The organism is Desulfomicrobium macestii (assembly GCF_014873765.1).
GTDB classification, from domain to species: Bacteria; Desulfobacterota; Desulfovibrionia; order Desulfovibrionales; family Desulfomicrobiaceae; genus Desulfomicrobium; species Desulfomicrobium macestii.
The window spans coordinates 182,354-199,169 of record NZ_JADBGG010000003.1 but is presented as its reverse complement, the minus strand read 5'-3'; the positions used below and the strand labels follow the sequence as shown (position 1 = coordinate 199,169).

The 16,816-nt window shown below is 60.8% G+C and carries 19 protein-coding genes and 1 tRNA gene; 13 read left to right on the top strand and 7 right to left on the bottom strand.

What is annotated here, in order from left to right; genetic code table 11:
- Nucleotide 1 precedes the first annotated feature (1 nt).
- The 6 genes from pheS to H4684_RS03285 all read right to left on the bottom strand — a co-directional run bounded on the left by pheS (nucleotide 2) and on the right by H4684_RS03285 (nucleotide 4,356).
- Complete coding sequence (pheS, locus tag H4684_RS03310) at nucleotides 2-1,045, bottom strand: phenylalanine--tRNA ligase subunit alpha (RefSeq protein ID WP_092189628.1); 1,044 nt, start codon at nucleotides 1,043-1,045, stop codon at nucleotides 2-4.
- Nucleotides 1,045-1,398: a 50S ribosomal protein L20 gene (rplT, locus tag H4684_RS03305; RefSeq protein WP_015775158.1), complete on the bottom strand. Its 354-nt coding sequence runs from the start codon at nucleotides 1,396-1,398 to the stop codon at nucleotides 1,045-1,047. The genes pheS and rplT overlap by 1 nt, the downstream gene beginning before the upstream one ends.
- Before the next feature lie 77 nt (nucleotides 1,399-1,475).
- Nucleotides 1,476-1,676 (bottom strand): 50S ribosomal protein L35, encoded by a 201-nt coding sequence (gene rpmI / locus H4684_RS03300; RefSeq protein ID WP_015775159.1) that lies wholly within the window; start codon nucleotides 1,674-1,676, stop codon nucleotides 1,476-1,478.
- 109 nt (nucleotides 1,677-1,785) lie between these two features.
- The gene (gene infC / locus H4684_RS03295) at nucleotides 1,786-2,307 is read right to left on the bottom strand and encodes a translation initiation factor IF-3 (protein ID WP_092189630.1); all 522 of its coding nucleotides are present in this window, start codon (nucleotides 2,305-2,307) and stop codon (nucleotides 1,786-1,788) included.
- Nucleotides 2,291-4,228, bottom strand: coding sequence for a threonine--tRNA ligase (gene thrS, locus H4684_RS03290; RefSeq protein ID WP_161949052.1), 1,938 nt, complete (start codon nucleotides 4,226-4,228; stop codon nucleotides 2,291-2,293). Before thrS ends, infC begins: the two co-directional genes overlap by 17 nt.
- 53 nt (nucleotides 4,229-4,281) lie before the next feature.
- Nucleotides 4,282-4,356: transfer RNA gene (locus H4684_RS03285), tRNA-Val, on the bottom strand.
- Nucleotides 4,357-4,643: 287 nt separating this feature from the next.
- Between H4684_RS03285 and H4684_RS03280 the strand changes: the two genes are divergently transcribed.
- Genes H4684_RS03280 through H4684_RS03270 form a run of 3 tightly spaced genes read left to right on the top strand, consistent with a single transcriptional unit; the run spans nucleotide 4,644 to nucleotide 6,572 of the window.
- Nucleotides 4,644-5,765, top strand: a complete 1,122-nt coding sequence (locus H4684_RS03280; protein ID WP_318779605.1) for a PP2C family protein-serine/threonine phosphatase — start codon at nucleotides 4,644-4,646, stop codon at nucleotides 5,763-5,765.
- A gap of 1 nt (nucleotide 5,766) precedes the next feature.
- Nucleotides 5,767-6,177 (top strand): ATP-binding protein, encoded by a 411-nt coding sequence (locus H4684_RS03275; RefSeq protein ID WP_161949033.1) that lies wholly within the window; start codon nucleotides 5,767-5,769, stop codon nucleotides 6,175-6,177.
- Between the two features lie 2 nt (nucleotides 6,178-6,179).
- Nucleotides 6,180-6,572 (top strand): secondary thiamine-phosphate synthase enzyme YjbQ, encoded by a 393-nt coding sequence (locus H4684_RS03270; protein ID WP_192622808.1) that lies wholly within the window; start codon nucleotides 6,180-6,182, stop codon nucleotides 6,570-6,572.
- A gap of 1 nt (nucleotide 6,573) precedes the next feature.
- Here H4684_RS03270 and H4684_RS03265 read toward each other — a convergent pair whose 3' ends face one another.
- Nucleotides 6,574-7,566 (bottom strand): NAD(P)H-dependent glycerol-3-phosphate dehydrogenase, encoded by a 993-nt coding sequence (locus tag H4684_RS03265; RefSeq protein WP_192622807.1) that lies wholly within the window; start codon nucleotides 7,564-7,566, stop codon nucleotides 6,574-6,576.
- A 150-nt stretch (nucleotides 7,567-7,716) separates the two neighbouring features.
- On the opposite strand from H4684_RS03265, the gene ahbB reads away from it, so the two are divergent.
- From ahbB to H4684_RS03215, 10 genes are all read left to right on the top strand, one after another.
- Nucleotides 7,717-8,187: a siroheme decarboxylase subunit beta gene (gene ahbB, locus H4684_RS03260; RefSeq protein WP_192622806.1), complete on the top strand. Its 471-nt coding sequence runs from the start codon at nucleotides 7,717-7,719 to the stop codon at nucleotides 8,185-8,187.
- A gap of 20 nt (nucleotides 8,188-8,207) precedes the next feature.
- Nucleotides 8,208-9,476: a glutamate-1-semialdehyde 2,1-aminomutase gene (hemL, locus tag H4684_RS03255; protein ID WP_192622805.1), complete on the top strand. Its 1,269-nt coding sequence runs from the start codon at nucleotides 8,208-8,210 to the stop codon at nucleotides 9,474-9,476.
- Between the two features lie 108 nt (nucleotides 9,477-9,584).
- Nucleotides 9,585-10,013 (top strand): cytochrome c3 family protein, encoded by a 429-nt coding sequence (locus H4684_RS03250; RefSeq protein WP_092189644.1) that lies wholly within the window; start codon nucleotides 9,585-9,587, stop codon nucleotides 10,011-10,013.
- Nucleotides 10,014-10,167: 154 nt separating this feature from the next.
- Nucleotides 10,168-11,889, top strand: a complete 1,722-nt coding sequence (locus H4684_RS03245) for a coiled-coil domain-containing protein (protein ID WP_192622804.1) — start codon at nucleotides 10,168-10,170, stop codon at nucleotides 11,887-11,889.
- A gap of 192 nt (nucleotides 11,890-12,081) precedes the next feature.
- Complete coding sequence (locus H4684_RS03240) at nucleotides 12,082-12,273, top strand: hypothetical protein (RefSeq protein WP_092189648.1); 192 nt, start codon at nucleotides 12,082-12,084, stop codon at nucleotides 12,271-12,273.
- Entirely contained in the window at nucleotides 12,260-12,961 is a 702-nt protein-coding gene (locus H4684_RS03235) for a ubiquinone/menaquinone biosynthesis methyltransferase (protein WP_192622803.1), read from the top strand. Before H4684_RS03240 ends, H4684_RS03235 begins: the two co-directional genes overlap by 14 nt.
- Before the next feature lie 67 nt (nucleotides 12,962-13,028).
- Nucleotides 13,029-14,339, top strand: a complete 1,311-nt coding sequence (locus tag H4684_RS03230) for a nucleotide sugar dehydrogenase (protein WP_092189652.1) — start codon at nucleotides 13,029-13,031, stop codon at nucleotides 14,337-14,339.
- Nucleotides 14,340-14,353: 14 nt separating this feature from the next.
- A complete protein-coding gene (gene mqnB, locus H4684_RS03225) occupies nucleotides 14,354-15,049 on the top strand; it encodes a futalosine hydrolase (protein WP_092189654.1) in 696 nt (231 codons plus the stop codon).
- Entirely contained in the window at nucleotides 15,046-15,837 is a 792-nt protein-coding gene (locus H4684_RS03220) for a 1,4-dihydroxy-6-naphthoate synthase (protein ID WP_092189656.1), read from the top strand. The genes mqnB and H4684_RS03220 overlap by 4 nt, the downstream gene beginning before the upstream one ends.
- Nucleotides 15,834-16,814 (top strand): polyprenyl synthetase family protein, encoded by a 981-nt coding sequence (locus H4684_RS03215; protein ID WP_192622802.1) that lies wholly within the window; start codon nucleotides 15,834-15,836, stop codon nucleotides 16,812-16,814. The genes H4684_RS03220 and H4684_RS03215 overlap by 4 nt, the downstream gene beginning before the upstream one ends.
- Nucleotides 16,815-16,816: the final 2 nt, after the last annotated feature.

Below are 16,816 nucleotides of genomic sequence, written 5' to 3'. Positions count from 1 at the left end.
CTCAGGCGAATTGCCGGAGGAACCGCAGATCGTTCTCGAAAAACATGCGCAGATCGCCGATGCCGTATTTGAGCATGGCGATGCGTTCGACACCCAGACCGAAAGCGAAGCCCGTGTAGATTTCCGGATCGTAACCGACTTTATGGAACACGGCCGGATCGACCATGCCGCATCCAAGAATCTCCACCCAGCCCGTTTCCTTGCACACGCGGCACGGCTCGCCGTTCACCTTGCCCTTTCCGCCGCAGATCACGCAGCTGATATCCACCTCGGCGCTGGGCTCGGTAAAGGGAAAAAAGCTCGGACGAAAGCGGACCCTGGTGTCGTGACCGAACACGTTCTGCACAAAGGCGGTCAGAATGCCGCGCAGGTCGGCCATGGTCACGTGGGTGTCCACGAGCAGCCCTTCGACCTGATGAAACATCGGGGTGTGGGTGATGTCCGAGTCCCGGCGATAGACCTTGCCCGGCGCGATGACGCCGAGCGGCGGCTTGCGTGCCAGCATGGTCCGCACCTGCAACGGCGAGGTGTGGGTACGCAGCAGGATCGAATCCGAAATGTAGAGGGTATCCTGCATGTCGCGGGCGGGATGCTCGGGAGGAAGGTTGAGCGCTTCGAAATTGTTGAAGTCGTTCTCCACTTCCGGTCCGGACACGACCTCAAACCCGAGGCTCGTGAACACCGCGCAGATTTCGCGGGTGACCAGGGTCACCGGATGCAGCGAGCCAAGATCGGGCTGCCAGGACGGCACCGAGGCGTCAAACGCGCCCAGGGCCTGCTCGCGCGCACGCGACTTCAGGGCGTCGACCTGCTCTTCCCACAGGGTCGTCATGGCGACCTTGACCTGATTGGCGGCCTTGCCCGCGGCCGGGCGCTCTTCGGGGCCCAGCGCGGTCAAACCGGACATCAGATCGGCCAGGAGTCCCTTGCGTCCGAGAAAACGGACACGCAGTTCCTCCAACTCTTCCAATGAAGAAGCCTGGCCCAGGGCTTCATTGAGCTCCGGGACCAGGCTTTCAAGCTTGCGAATAATATCGTTAGCCACTAGTTCGCCTTGGATTTTACCATTTGGCACAGCGCGGCAAAGGCGTCTTTTTCATAGACAGCCATGTCGGCCAGGGCCTTCCGGTTAAGATTGATTTCGGCGAGCTTCAAACCATGCATGAAACGGTTGTAGGTCAGGCCGTATTCACGCACGCCGGCGTTGATGCGCACGATCCACAGTCTCCGAAAGGCACGCTTCTTCTGCTTTCTGTCGCGGTAGGCGAAGCACAAGGCGCGCTCAACGGTTTCTCGGGCGGTGCGGTACAGCTTGCTGCGCGCTCCGCGATAGCCCTTGGCAAGGGCCAAGTACTTCTTGTGCCTTCTGTGGGCTGTCTTTCCTCTTTTTACTCTCATGATCTTCTCCTTTCGCAATCAGGCATAGTGGGAAATGACTATGCGCTGAGTCGTTCCGTCCCGGCACAATGCCGGAACTAGAAAATGTACGGTACCATACGACGAATCGCGCCGACACAGGACTGGGCAGTCATGGTGGACTGACGCAGCTGTCTTTTACGCTTCGCGGATTTCTTGGTCAGGATGTGGCGCATGTTGGCGTGGCTTCTTTTTACCTTGCCTGTGCCCGTGACCCGAAAACGCTTGGCCGCACTTCTGTTGGTTTTCACCTTTGACATAGTTCCTCCTCAAACAGACTTGAATGGTCGCGTGAGCGACCGGCAATACTGCTCCCTCCCGCCGATGTGGCGGGAAATTTTTCTTAAAAAGGCGGCAGAGGGAGCTAGCTTATTTTTTGGGAAGCCCTGCCAGCAGGAGAAACATGGTCCGGCCTTCGACTCGGGAGGTCTGCTCGACCTTGGCCACGTCGGAAACCATCTCCACGATCCGGTCCAGAATGACCTGCCCTCGATCCTTGTGCGCCATTTCGCGGCCTCGGAAAAACACTGTCACCTTGCAGCGGTCTCCGTCCTCTATGAACCTGCGGATATGCTTGATCTTGGTCATCAAGTCATGATCGTCGGTATGCGGACGGAACTTGATTTCCTTGACCTGAATCTGGGTCTGACGCTTCTTGGCTTCCTGTGACTTTTTCTTTTCCTCGTAGAGGTACTTGCCGTAGTCCATAATTTTACAGACCGGCGGCTTGGCGTTGGGCGCCACTTCAACCAGGTCAAGTCCCTTTCCCTCGGCCTGTTCCAAGGCCTCGGGCACGGTCATGATACCCAGCTGATTCCCATCATCTCCAACAACCCGGATTTCCTTGGCCCTGATTTGCTTGTTCCGGCGGGCCTTAGCAGCTGAAAGAATATCTCATTCCTCCATGTTTAAATGGTTTTTCGCATTCCTGCCGCAAAAGGTCGACAAACGTATCAATAGGCATGGCGCCCAGATTGTTGCCGCCCAGCATGCGCACGTTGACGCAGGCCTGCTCGACTTCCTGATCCCCGATGACCAGCGCGTACGGAACCTTTTCCATCTGCGCCTCGCGCACCTTGTATCCCAGCTTCTCGTTGCGCAGATCGAGTTCCACACGCACTCCCGCCCGCTGCAACGCGGCCTGGCAATCGCGGGCGAATTCATTGTGGTTGTCGGTCACTGTCAAAATACGGGCCTGGACAGGAGCAAGCCATGCCGGAAAAGCTCCGGCGAAATGTTCGGTCAGGATGCCGATAAAACGCTCAACAGAGCCCATGATGGCGCGATGCACCATGACAGGCCGGTGCCGCTCGCCATCCTCGCCCACGTATAACAAGTCAAAACGATCCGGCAAGGTGAAATCGACCTGGATGGTCGAACACTGCCACTGCCTGCCGAGGCAGTCACGCAGCTTCACGTCGATCTTGGGACCGTAGAAGGCGCCGTCGCCCTCGTTGATCGTATACGGCAGCTCCATCTGACCCATGGCGTCCATGAGGGCGGCGGTGGCGCGCTCCCAGTCTTCGTCGGAGCCGATGGACTTCTCGGGCCGGGTGCTGATCTCCATGGAATATTCGAAACCAAAGACTCCCATGAGATCCTGAATCCAGGTCATGACGCCCTTGATCTCGTCCAGGAGCTGGTCCGGACGGCAGATGATGTGCGCATCGTCCTGGGTGAACTGGCGCACGCGCATCAGGCCATGCAGAACGCCGGACAGCTCGTGCCGGTGCACGACACCGAATTCGAACAGGCGGACAGGCAGATCGCGATAGCTGCGCTGGGTGGTGTTGTAGATGAGCATGTGCGCCACGCAGTTCATGGGCTTGACCCCGTAAGGCACCTCGTCGATCTCCGTGAAATACATGTTTTCACGGTAGTTGGCGTAGTGTCCGGAGGTCTCCCACAGGTCGCGCTTCAAAATTTGGGGGGTGCGCACGATGCCGTAGCCGCGACGGATCATTTCCTTGTTCACGAAATCTTCAAGGATGGTCCGTAGCAGGCCGCCCTTGGGATGCCAGTACGCCATGCCCGCGCCGCCGCGTTCGTGGAAGCTGAACAGGTCAAGCTGGGGGCCGAGCTTGCGGTGGTCGCGCTTTTTGGCCTCTTCGATCATGGCCAGATGGGCTTTGAGATCCTTGGGGGTGGCAAACGCTGTCCCGTAGATGCGCTGCAGCATGGGACGGTTTGAATCCCCGCGCCAGTAGGCTCCGGCAACGGAGGTCAGCTTCACGGCCTGCAAAAAGCCGGTGGACGGCAGGTGCGGTCCGCGGCAGAGATCCACGAAATTGCCGTGGCGGTAGATGGACACCTCATCGGCGCCAAGGTCATCGATGATTTCAAGCTTGTATGTTTCGCCCATGGAGGCAAAAAGCTCCTTGGCCTCGGCAGCGCTCATCTCCTCGCGGGTGAAGGGCTGGTTCGCGGCCACGGATTGCGCCATGCGCTCCTCGATCTTTTCCAGATCTTCGGGAGTGAACGGGCGCTCGAAATCGAAATCGTAGTAGAAGCCGTTCTCGACATCGGGACCGATGGTCACCTTGGCGGAGGGGAACAGCTCCTTGACAGCTTCGGCCATGACATGGGCGGCGCTATGACGCAGGACGGTCAGGCCCTGGGCGGAGTCCGTGAACACGGGCTCCATGACGGCGGTTCCGGCAGGCACCGGGCGAGCCAGGTCGAGCAGCGCGCCGTCGCAAGCACAGGCCACCGCTGCCTTCATCTTCTTGCCGGAAAGGACCGTGCGCAACACATCCGCGCATGTCTGACCAGCCTGAACCTCGACGTCCTGACCTTGTATCTGAACCATAATGCCCTGCCTCACAAACACGATAGGGAGGCTGTGCCTCCCTATGAGTTCTTTTTTGGTAGGCGCGAGGAGGGTCGAACTCCTGACCCCTTGCACGTCAAGCAAGTGCTCTCCCACTGAGCTACGCACCTAAATGGAGAGCCGCATATATCTTCGCTTTTTGACTTCTGTCAATATCTCTTTTGCATGTTGCGCATTTTTTTTGAAACTTCTCCCGAAAACCCTCGCCATCGCATGCCGGCCAACGCCCCGCGCTCAAGAACGCAAAGGCCGATCCACCCCGTTGCATATCCATAATAATGATCGCAAGTCAGGATTGACGCAGGCCGACAGGGCAAAGCCGGGGCCGAACCTTTGCATTCCCCCCGATTTCAGCTATCCCCAAAGGCATCCACCACCTCTGCAACACGGCGCGCCAGTGAAAGACACCACACCCTGCATTCTCATCGTCGATGACGAGCCGCTCAACATCAAGCTTCTTGATATCGTGCTCAAAAAAAACGGATACCGCACCCTGTCCTGCACCAGCGGCCCCGCTGCCAGGGCCCTGGCCGCCGAGCACATCCCCGACCTCATCCTGCTCGACGTGCTGATGCCCGGCGAAGACGGATACATAACGTGCGAACTGCTCAAGCAGCAATCGCTGACCTCCGAAATCCCGATCATCTTCATCTCCGCCCTGACAGACACTTCAAGCAAGGTCCGGGGGCTGGAAGTTGGCGGAGTCGATTTCATCTCCAAGCCTTTCGAGAAGGCCGAGGTTCTGGCCAGGGTCAAGGTGCACCTGAAGCTGCGCTTCACCTACCGCGCCCTCATCGAAGCCCAGGCCCAAAGGCTGGCCCAGGTCCAGGACGCGCAGCAGGCCCTCCTGGTCCTGCCCGCCGAACTGCCCGAGGCGGGATTCGCGGTCCGCTTCGAGCCGGTCCTTGAGGCGGGCGGAGATTTCTATGACGTGCTGCATGTCGGCGGCACGACCTTCGACTATGTCGTGGCCGATGTCAGCGGACACGACCTCGGCACATCCTACATCACCTCGGCCTTGAAAGCCCTGCTCAGCCAGAACTGCAATCTGGTCACCTCCCCGACGGAGAGCCTGACCATGATCAACAGCGTCCTCTGCCGCATCCTGACCGGCGGCACCCACATCACGGCCGGATTCGCCCGGCTGAACCGCGAGCGGCGGACCCTGACCTACGTCAACGCGGGGCACCCCGCGCCTGTCCTTCTCAGGTCGGGAGGCAGCGCGGAAATCCCGCAACCTTCCGGAGACATTCTGGGCGTCTTCGATTCCGTCTGGTTCGAAGCGCTGGAGCTTTCGGTGCAACCCGGCGACCGGCTGTTCATGTACACCGACGGTCTCATAGAAGGTTTCGGAGACAAGAAGATGACGCGCGAGGAAGGACAGGCCCGGCTCAAAGCGGTCTGCGAAGCGCACCGGAATCTGCCCCTGGCGCAGGCCGTGAATGCAATCCACGAAACGCTGGCCGAGCCTGGGGCAGCGCGTGAGGATGACACCATCCTCCTTGGCCTGGAGGTCTGACATGTTTGAACTGACGCCCCTTGCTCAGGGATTCGCCCTTGAAATGGACACCATCCTTGAAAACGTGGACCGCTGCGTGGATCAGATCCGCATTTTCCTGGAGGAAAGAAACGCAAGCGAGCATCTCTTCCCCCTCTCGCTCCTGGCGCGCGAGGCGCTCAACAACGCCATGATCCACGGCAACAACCTGGATCGCACCAAGACGGTGATGTTTCGGCTGCTGGCCCGCGCAGACGGCTTTGATCTGCAAATCATGGACGAAGGCCCCGGATTTGCCTGGGACAGGCACATGCAGGCCCGCAGCCAGGCTGACGACGTCAGCGGCCGCGGGCACGAGATTTTCCGCAATTATGCCAAGGCCGCCCGCTACAACACCAAGGGCAATGCCCTGACGCTTGAATATCGAGGCTAGCCATGCATTCCATTCAGATCAAGACAAGTGCCAAAGAGGCCATGATCGACATCACCGCGCGTCTGGAAGAGCTTCTGAAAAGCCGGGAAACCGTTTCAGGGCTGATGACGGTCTACACGCCGCACACGACCACGGGACTGACCATCAACGAAGGGGCCGATCCCGACGTCTGCCGGGACATCCTGGCCCACCTGCGGAGCATAATCCCCCAGCATGCAGGCTTTCGCCACGCCGAGGGCAATTCGGACGCGCACATCAAGGCGACGCTCTTCGGGTCATCCGTACAAGTCATCGTACACGAAGGGCGGCTCATGCTCGGGACATGGCAACGCATCTTCCTGGGGGAATTCGACGGACCCAGAACGCGCACGATCTGGGTCACGTTCACAGGCTGACTCATTCCTCCCGCAAGGGCCGAGTCATGAGTTCACGCACCGCCTCGGCGGGATTCTTGTTCTCGAAAAGGACGGCGTGAACCTGGCCGGTGATGGGTAAATCGATGCCCTTATTCACGCCCAGCGCGTGCACGGCCTGGGTCGTTTTCACCCCTTCGGCCACATTGTGCATCCCCGCCAGGACTTCCTCCAGGGTCTGCCCCCGGCCGATGGCCAGCCCCACCTGCCGATTGCGGCTCAAATCCCCGGTACAGGTCAGAACCAGGTCGCCCATGCCGGACAGGCCCATAAACGTGGCCGGACGCGCGCCCATGGCCGCGCCCAGGCGCGACATTTCGGACAGTCCGCGGGTGATCAGCGCCGCGCGGGCGTTCTCTCCAAACCCCAGGCCGTCGGAAATGCCCGAAGCTATGGCCATGATGTTCTTGACCGCCCCGCCCAGCTCCACGCCCGTGACATCATTGTTGACGTAGACGCGAAAGCTCTCCGTGGAAAAAAGCCCCTGCACCAGATCGGCCAGCGCCGGATCGGCGCAGCCCAGAGCCACGGCCGTAGGCATGTTCGCCACCACCTCCGAGGCAAAGGACGGCCCCGAGAGCACCGCGTAGCGAGGCTCAAGGCCGGACAGTTCGTCGCGCACCACCTGGCCCATGGTCCGGAACGTGCCCAGCTCCACGCCCTTGCTCGCGCACACGATCCCGGTCCGCACCGGAAAAAGGCCGCGATGTTCGCGCAGAAAAAGGGCCAGATTCTGGCACGGCACGGCAAGCACGACGCAGGCGGCCCCGGCCAGCACCCGGGCCAGATCCGTATCCGCCCGCAAGCTCGGGTTAAGTGGCAGACCAGGCAGATAGCGGCTGTTGGCGGACCGCTCGTTCACGTCCTCGGCGATCTCCGTCCGCCGGGCCCAAAGCCAGGCCTCTTCGCCCTTGCAGGCCAGCACATTGGCCAGGGCCGTACCCCAGCTCCCGGCTCCAAGTATCGAAATCTTCACGAAAAAACCTCCATGCGGATCTTTGGGCAAGCCCGCTTACTATCGAAGATGCTCCGCGTTCTGTAAAGGGCGCTATTGCCAGCATATGGCGAAACAGGTAAGGACCGACGCGAAACAAACCCGGAGTTTCGGGCTCCCTCAGGAGAAAAAGTGGATTTTACCCAAAGCGAACACGACATACTGCGCATCGTCCAGGACACCCTGCCCGACAGCGCCACCCCCTACGCGGACATTGCCCGTCAGGCCGGCAGTACGGAAGAGGAAGTCCTCGCGCTGCTCAAAAAACTCAAAAAAGGCGGCCAGATTCGCCGCTTCGGTGCAACGCTGCGCCATCAGCAGGCGGGCTACGGCTTCAACGCCATGGTGGCCTGGTACATCGAAGAGGGGTTCGACCCCGACGAGGTCGGACGCATCATGGCCACACGCCCCGAAATTTCTCACTGCTATCTGCGCCCCAACTGCATGGACTGGCCCTACGACATGTACACCATGATCCACGGCAAAAGCCGCGAGGACTGCATGCAGGTCGTGCAGGCGCTCATGGAGCAGACCGGGGTGACCCAGTACGAAATGCTTTTCAGCATAAAAGAGCTGAAAAAGACATCAATGGAATATTTCTAGCGCATTCACGGAGGGATGACATGACCATATCACAGGAACTTTTCCAGAAGGCTGGAACCCTCATCCCGGGCGGTGTCAACAGCCCCGTGCGGGCCTGCAAGAGCGTGCACTGCGATCCGCTCTTCGTCGCCTCGGCTGGCGGCAGCAAGCTCACGACCGAAGACGGTGACGAATTCATCGACTATGTCATGTCCTGGGGACCCATGCTGCTCGGCCACAACCACCCCAAAGTGGCGGCGGCCATCGCCGAGACGGCCACCAGAGGCACAAGCTTCGGAGCGCCCTGCAGGCTTGAGGTCGAACTGGCCCAGGCCGTGGTGGACGCGGTCCCTGGCATCGACATGGTGCGCATGGTCAGTTCCGGGACCGAGGCGACCATGAGCGCCCTGCGATTGGCCAGAGGCTACACGGGCAAAAACGGTGTGATAAAATTTCACGGCGGCTATCATGGCCACGCCGACGCATTTCTGGCCAGCGCCGGTTCCGGCGTCGCCACCCAGTCCATCCCCGGCACCCCCGGCGTGCCCGCCGACGTGGTCAAGCACACGCTGCTGGCCCACTATAATGATTTGGACGCCGTGCGGACCCTGTTTGAACGGCAGGGAGACGACATCGCGGCCGTCATCGTCGAACCGGTGGCCGGCAACATGGGCCTGGTCCTGCCGAAGCCCGGATTCCTGGAGGGCCTGCGCGAGTTGACCCGCAAGCATGGGGCATTGCTCATTTTCGATGAAGTCATCACCGGATTTCGGGTCAGCTTCGGCGGAGCCCAGGCGGCCTTCGGCATCGACCCGGACCTGACGTGCCTCGGCAAGATCATCGGAGGCGGCCTGCCGGTTGGAGCCTACGGCGGAAAACGAGAGATCATGAGCCACATCGCACCCAGCGGCAACGTCTATCAGGCCGGAACGCTCTCGGGAAATCCCCTGGCCATGGCCGCGGGCCTTGCTACCCTGAAGGCGCTGGCCAAGCAGGATTACCCGGCTCTCGCCGCCCGCACCGATGCGTTCTCCGGGGAACTTGAGAACATTTTGCGCGGCAAGGGCGTGCCCGTGACCCGTAACCACATCGCTTCCATTTTCACACTCTTCTTCACCAAGACTCCGGTCGTCGACTTCCCCTCGGCGCAGACGGCCGACAGCAAGGCTTTCGTGTCTTTTTACCAGCAGATGCGGGCACAGGGCATTTATCTTGCACCTTCAGGATTCGAGTGCGCCTTCACATCGTTCGCCCACTCCGAGCAGGATTTTGAACGCACCCTGGAGGCGGCCCGGAAGGTTGAATTCTAGAAAAATCAAACCCTTTTTCCGGGCGTCCTTGACTGAAGACCAAGACCGTCGATATATACGTCCCTGCTTGTGCTTTTTGTAACTTTTCTTTCTGGAGGTAGAAAGAGGATGAAAAAGAAATTGTTGATCAGCCTGATCTGCGCGGCTTTCCTGTGCTTGGGCGCCGTCATGAGCGTCAGCGCTGCCGACGCTCCCGGAGACGACTACGTCATCAGCGCCCCTGAGGGAATGAAGGCAAAACCCAAGGGTGACAAACCCGGGGCCCTGCAGAAAACAGTGCCCTTCCCCCATTCCAAACACGCCACTGTAGAATGTGTCCAGTGTCACCACACCCTGGAAGCCGACGGCGGCGCAGTCAAGAAGTGCACCACTTCCGGCTGCCACGACTCCCTGGAGTTCCGCGACAAGGCCAATGCCAAAGACATCAAGCTGGTGGAAAACGCTTTCCACACCCAGTGCATCGATTGTCACAAGGCTCTGAAAAAAGACAAGAAGCCCACCGGCCCCACCGCCTGTGGCAAGTGTCACACCAACTAGCGTTCACGCTAGAGACCGCACATCAGCACAAGCAAAGGCCGGCCTTTGGTTGCCCTCGCCACAGACCCTGTGGCGGGGGCTTTTTTTTCGGTCGGAAATCAGATAACCCGCCCCGTGCATTGCCCTTGCCCAGGCTTCTTGATAGGAAAAGCCGATGTCCACAACGCCAAGAAAGGATCACGCCATGACCACAAGCACCAACCCGACGGACGATATCATTGAACTGACGGAGATCGTGGAAGAAGGAATCGCGCTGGATAAAAAGTTCGAAGACTTCGCCATGGACAAAGCCGTTGACGCCAAAAGCCTGGACAAGGAGCTTGACGACCTGCTTCGCGACGCCGAACCCCAGTCCGCGCCTGCCGAGGCAACCGGCGATGAAATCGATCTTGATATCCTCTTCGACGAACCGGCTCCCACCCCGGCCCGGCCCCAGGCTCCCGCAGCCCCGGCCAAAACGCAGACGCCCGATCCCGGCATGGACATCTCGGATCTGGACGATCTTTTCGATTCTCTAGGCATCGGAGACAATGACAACGATGATACCGCGCTCGACATCATTCTCGACGGGGACATGCCGGAACCAAAGCAAAAAGGCGACGATACTTTTTATTCCTCCGACTCCATCGATCTCGAGCTCGAAATCCCGGGTTTGAAGAGCGATGAAAAAGCCGCCAGCATCCAGGACTTGACCGACGACCTGCTCACGGACATTCCTGAAACCGTGCTCCTGGAATCGACTGACAAGCCCGAGCCCCCCGCCCCCGAAGCGCCCGTCAAGGCTGCCGCCGAGGCAAAACAGGCCGAAGAACCCGTGGAGGCTCCCGTAATCCAGCTCGGCACCCCTGTGGTGGACGAGCCCGAGCAGGCGGAAGCGGATGAACCCGCGCCTCTTCAGTCGGCAAAAGAGCAAGCCCCGCCAGCGGCCTCTCCGGCCCAGGCGGCTCCTGAAGCCGCGCAGACGCGGCTTGAAGGTGAACCGACGGTCTCAAGCGCCGAACTCGAAATCATCAGCGCCCGGCTCGACGCCCTGGAGTCCCGGCCCGAAGTCGCCCCCGCACCGAGTCCTGAAGAACTCCTGGCCCTCCTGCCGCAGTCCCCCAAGGACCTGCCCCTGACCGAGGCCCTGCGCCGGGAAATCCTCGAACATGTCGAGACCAGGGTGGCGGAACTGGCGGCATCTTCCAGCGTTGACGGGCTGCAGGAATCCGTGAGCGCCCTGCAACAGCGGGTTGAATCCCTGCCTGACTTTTCGGCGGAACTTGCCAAAACCCTGCCCGCCTCGGCCATGCAGAAAATCGAGGCCGAACTTGAAGGCCTGCGTTCACAGATTGAGAACCGGGAAGAACCCGGGGCCGAACAAATCCTGGCCCTCCTGCCGCAATCCCCCAAGGACCTGCCCCTGGCCGAAGCCCTGCGCCAGGAAATCCTCGAACATGTCGAGGCCAGGGTGGCGGAACTGGCGTCCTCGGCCAGCATGGACGGGCTGCAGGAATCCGTGAACGCCCTGCAAAGCCAGGTCGAATCCATTCCGGACATCCGCGCCGAACTGGCCAAGACCCTGCCCGCCTCGGCCATGCAGAAAATGGAAGCCGAACTTGAAAACCTGAGATCCCTTGTGCGCGGACAGGAAGAAGCCTTGAGCGCCATGCAAAAAGCCCTGTCGGACAAGGATGCCGCCATGGCTGCCCTTGGCGACGAGGCAAATCGCCTGCGCGCGGAGCTCGACGCCCTGGCCGCCAAGGCCCCCGCAACCCCGGATCTGGACGCGATCAGAAGCGGACTTCAGGAATATGTTCAGCAGCAGATGCCCGCCGCCGCGGCCAAGATCATCCGCGAGGAAATTCAGGCCCTGCTCCAGGAAATGGAAGACTGAGCCGCCCCCCGGGGTCAAGGCTCCGGGAGGCTCTCGACTCCCACTTTGGGCTGTGCTAGCTAGAAAAAAAACGAAGGGATGGCTTCAGGGTTTTTCTTTCTTTTTTTACCGCCCGGTTTTCCCCCAAAGCAGGTCGATACCATTCCCCCCGGGCGGTTTTTTTGTTGCATTTCAACCCAGAGAGAGACACTCATGGACCAGATCCAAAAACAAGCCCTGCAGGTCGCCAAGGAAATCGTCGTCAAGTTCATTGAAGTCGGACGCATCTCCCCTTCCAATTTTTCCGAATACTTCGAACCCATCTACGACGACGTCTACCGCACGGTGACCAAGACCGGTCAGATTTCGGACATCGAGAAGGACAGCGCCGTTGAACCCGAATGAGCACGGAAAGCGGGTCTCCAGCCTTTTCGACAACATCGCGACCTGGTACGACTTTCTCAATCATTTCCTGAGCCTGGGCCAAGACATCTACTGGCGCTATCGTCTGGTGCGCACCCTGCGGACCGGAGCCACGGGCGCGGTGCTCGACCTTGCGGCCGGAACCCTGGACGTGAGCAGGGAAATTCTGCGCCGTCATCCCACGCTAAAGATCCTGAGCATGGACTTTTCCCGCGCCATGCTCTGCAGCGGCAAGAAAAAAGTCGTGAGCCAGCCAGCCATTTTTCCGGTCCAGGCCGACGGACGCGCCCTGCCCTTGCCTGACGAATGTGTCGACACGGTGACCATCGCCTTCGGCATCCGCAACATCCTGCCCAGAAGCGAAGCCTACAGCGAGATTCTGCGCGTCCTGGCGCCCGGAGGACGGCTGTGCATTCTTGAATTCGGCACCGGACAGGCCAGGATCTGGCAGGGAGCCTACAATTTCTATCTCGGCAAGGTCCTGCCCCGCATCGGGCGCTTTTTCTCCAAGAATCCCGAAGCCTACCAATACCTGGCTGACACGATCCTGGCCTTTCCCAACGCTTCGGCCCTGGCCAAAGAGCTCCGGGACGCCGGTTTCGACCAGGTCGGCTATCAGGCCCTGAGCTCGGGAATCGTCTATATCCACGTGGCCCAAAAACCGTCCTGATGCCCTCCCGGCCGCTCATTGCCGTCACCCCTCAACCCTTTGGGACATGCTGTAACGAGGAACTCCCATGATCACTTTTGAAGATATCGCATCCGGCGCCTCGGAAGTTGCCGTGGTGGGACTGGGCTATGTCGGCCTGCCCCTGGCCGTGGCCCTTGGCGACCACTTCAAGGTCATTGGCTTCGATATTTCCCGCCCCCGCATCGAAGAGCTGCAAAGCGGCAGGGACTCCACGCGGGAAGTGGAGCCTGAGAAGCTGGCCCGCGCCCGGGTCGAATACACCGACGATCCCGCAAGGCTGGCCATGGCCGGAATCATCGTGGTGGCCGTGCCAACGCCCATCGACGGCAACCGCAAGCCGGACCTGCGGCCCGTGGTCGGAGCCACCGCCACCGTGGGCGCGCACATGCGCAAGGGCTGCATCATCGTCTATGAATCGACGGTCTATCCCGGGCTGACGGAAGAAATCTGCGTGCCTTTGCTGGAAGAGAAATCCGGCCTGACCTGCGGCAGGGATTTCACCGTGGGCTATTCCCCGGAACGCATCAATCCCGGCGACAAGGTCCACACCCTGGAGAGCATCGTCAAGGTGGTCGCAGGCCAGGATCAGCCCACGGCGGACTTGCTGGCCCGCTTCTACGCGTCCATCGTCAAGGCCGGGGTGCACCGCGCTTCGAGCATCAAGGTCGCGGAAGCCGCCAAGGTCATCGAAAACACCCAGCGGGATCTGAACATCGCCCTGATGAACGAACTGGCCCTGATTTTCGACCGCATGAGCATCGACACCAACGAAGTGCTCGAGGCCGCGGGCACCAAATGGAACTTTCTGCCCTTCCGGCCGGGCCTGGTCGGCGGGCACTGCATCGGGGTGGACCCCTACTACCTGACCTTCAAGGCCGAATCCATCGGCTTCCACCCGCAGGTCATCCTTGCCGGCAGGCGCATCAACGACGGCATGGGCAAGTTCATCGCCGAGAAGACCATAAAAGCCATGATCGATGCCGGATGCCTGATCAAGGGTGCCCGCGTCGGCCTTCTGGGCCTGACCTTCAAGGAAAATGTGCCGGATCTGCGCAACAGCCGGGTAGAGGACATCATCCACGAACTTTCCGACTATCACGTCGATGTCCTGGTGCACGACCCGCTGGCCGATGCGCGGGAAGCCAAAGAGGAATACGGGGTGGATCTTTTGCCCCTGCCGGAACTGCGGCAGCTTGACGCTCTCATTCTGGCGGTCTCGCACGCCGAGTTCGCGCAGCTTGACGCGGGCCGCATCGCGGCCATGTTCAAGAATCCCGCCGGCGGAATCGTCATCGACGTCAAGGGCTTTCTGGACAGGGACGCCCTGTCGCGCGAATTCAAATACTGGCGTCTGTAAACCATGGACCCCGCATGATTCTCCTGGCCTGCGCAACACAGCTGGAATGCCAGAACGCGGCAAACCTGCCGGCAGCTTCTCCGACGGATACGCTTAAACCCGTACGCATCCGAGGACGCGACTTTCTGCCCTGCCCGGTAGGCATCGGGCCGGTGGCCGCAGCCTTCAGCGTGGGAGCCCTGCTCGAACGCCATCCCGAGGTGACCGGAGTTCTGAATCTGGGCATTTGCGGCAGCTTCGACATGGCCCGCGCCCCCCTGGGTTCGACCTGCGTCGCCGACGCCGAAATCTGGCCGGAGTACGGAGTGCGTCATTCCTCACCGGCAGAGGAGGAAGTCTTTGGGCATCGGATGTTCGCCGACCTGCCCCTTGATCCCCCCAACCGGCTCGACCTTGATCCGATCGCGCAAGCGGCCGCCATGGGCATGACCCTGCATCCCGCGTGGGCCATCGGCCCGAGCCTGACCGTGGCCGGAGTGAGCGGGGACCCGCAGCGCGCGCAATCGCTTCGCGACCTTCATGGCGGACTCACGGAAAACATGGAGGGATTCAGCCTCGCGCTGGCGGCACGGCGGCTGGGCATCGCGTTTCTGGAGATCCGCACCGTGTCCAACCCTGTCGGCGCCCGCGACAAGCGTCTTTGGAATTTCAAGCTGGCGTTGAACGCCCTGCAAAACATTCTCCCCGTTCTCACCGGAGACTCGGCATGACCCCCCTTAGCGTCGCCATTTCGCCCTGCCCCAACGACAGCTTCATCTTTGGAGCCTGGGTGCTCGGCCTAACCGCATCCCCGGCCGGACGCGACTGCCGGTTTTTCTGGCATGACGTGCAGGAGCTCAACCAGGGAGCCTTCGCCGGCGCCTGGGACGTGATCAAAGTCAGCGCGGCCACGGCCCTGAATTTGGGCGACACGTACACAATCCTGCCCTGCGGCGGGGCTTTCGGCCTCGAACATGGACCCAAGCTCGTGACCCGCAAGGATTTTTCGGGCACTCCGCACAGGATCGCCGTGCCCGGCCTCGACACCACGGCGGCCTGCGTGCTGCGCGCCGCCCTTGGCGGAAATTTTGTCCCGGTGCCCATGATCTTCCACGCCATCGTCGATGCCGTGCGCGCCGGAGATGTGGATGCGGGGCTGCTCATCCACGAAACCGCGCTGGTCCATGACCGCTACGATCTTGCCCTGCGCCTCGACCTTGGGCAATGGTGGCGTGAGCACACAAACGCCCTGCCCTTTCCCCTGGGCTGCATCGTGGCCCGGAACGAACTCGGCACGGACCTCCACGCACGCATAGCGGATAGCATCCGCGCGAGCATCCTTCATGCCAGGGCCCGGCAGGACTCCGTCATGCCATTTATCTCCTCCCTGGCCAGAGAGCTTGACGCGATCACGCTGGAACAACATATTGCCGCCTACGTCAACGAATACAGCCTGGACATGGGCCCAGACGGCCAGGCCGCTCTCAACACGCTGCAAACATTGCGGGATCTTTCATGAACGAAGCCTTCGCCCAACTCAAAGCAACCTTCCTCAAAGAGCTGCCGGCCATCAATGCCGCCATCGCGCGGGAGATCGACGCCCTGCCCAAACTGGTCAGACCCGTGGCCGCGCATGTCATGGACGCCGGAGGAAAACGCCTGCGCCCCATGCTCACGCTTCTCTTTGCCCGCGCCCTGGATTTCCGGGGAGACAATCTGCAGACCCTGGCCAGTTCCCTGGAGTTTCTGCATTCGGCCACCCTCATGCACGACGACATCCTGGACAACGCGGACCTGCGCAGAGGCAAACCGGCCGCCCACACCATCTACGGCATCACACCCACGGTGCTGGCCGGAGACGTGCTCCTGGCGCTGGCCAACGAAATCGTGGCCCGCACGGACAATCCGGCCCTGACCTCCTGCATCACCAAGGCCATAATGCAGACGGCCACGGGCGAAATCATGGAGATCGCCGCCATCCGCAAGGCGCATATCACCCGGGCCGAATACATTGAGATCATCACCGGCAAGACGGCCTACCTGATCCAGTCGGCCTGCGAGTTCGGCGTCATCGCGGCGGGAGGGTCCGAGCGCGCGCGCACGGGCGCCAAGACCTTCGGCCTGAACCTTGGCATCGCGTTCCAGCTGGTGGACGACGCCCTGGACTACACGTCGCGGGCCGACACCTCGGGCAAGCCGCTGGGCGGAGATCTGCGCGAAGGCAAGTTCACACTGCCCCTGCTTTTGTATCTTGAATCGCTGCCAGCGGACCAACGCGCGATTACCACCCGGGAGCTCACGGACGTGAACCTGCACCCGGTCAGGCAGGACCAGATCGTCGCCGATGTCGTGGGACAGGGTTTTGCCGAAAAGACCCGGGATGAAGCCAAATCCTATTTGACACTAGCCAGCCAGGCTCTCGCCGTGCTACCCGAATGCCTGGAAAAAAAACTGCTCGGAGCCATGATCGAATTCGTCCTGACAAGAGATAAATAAGC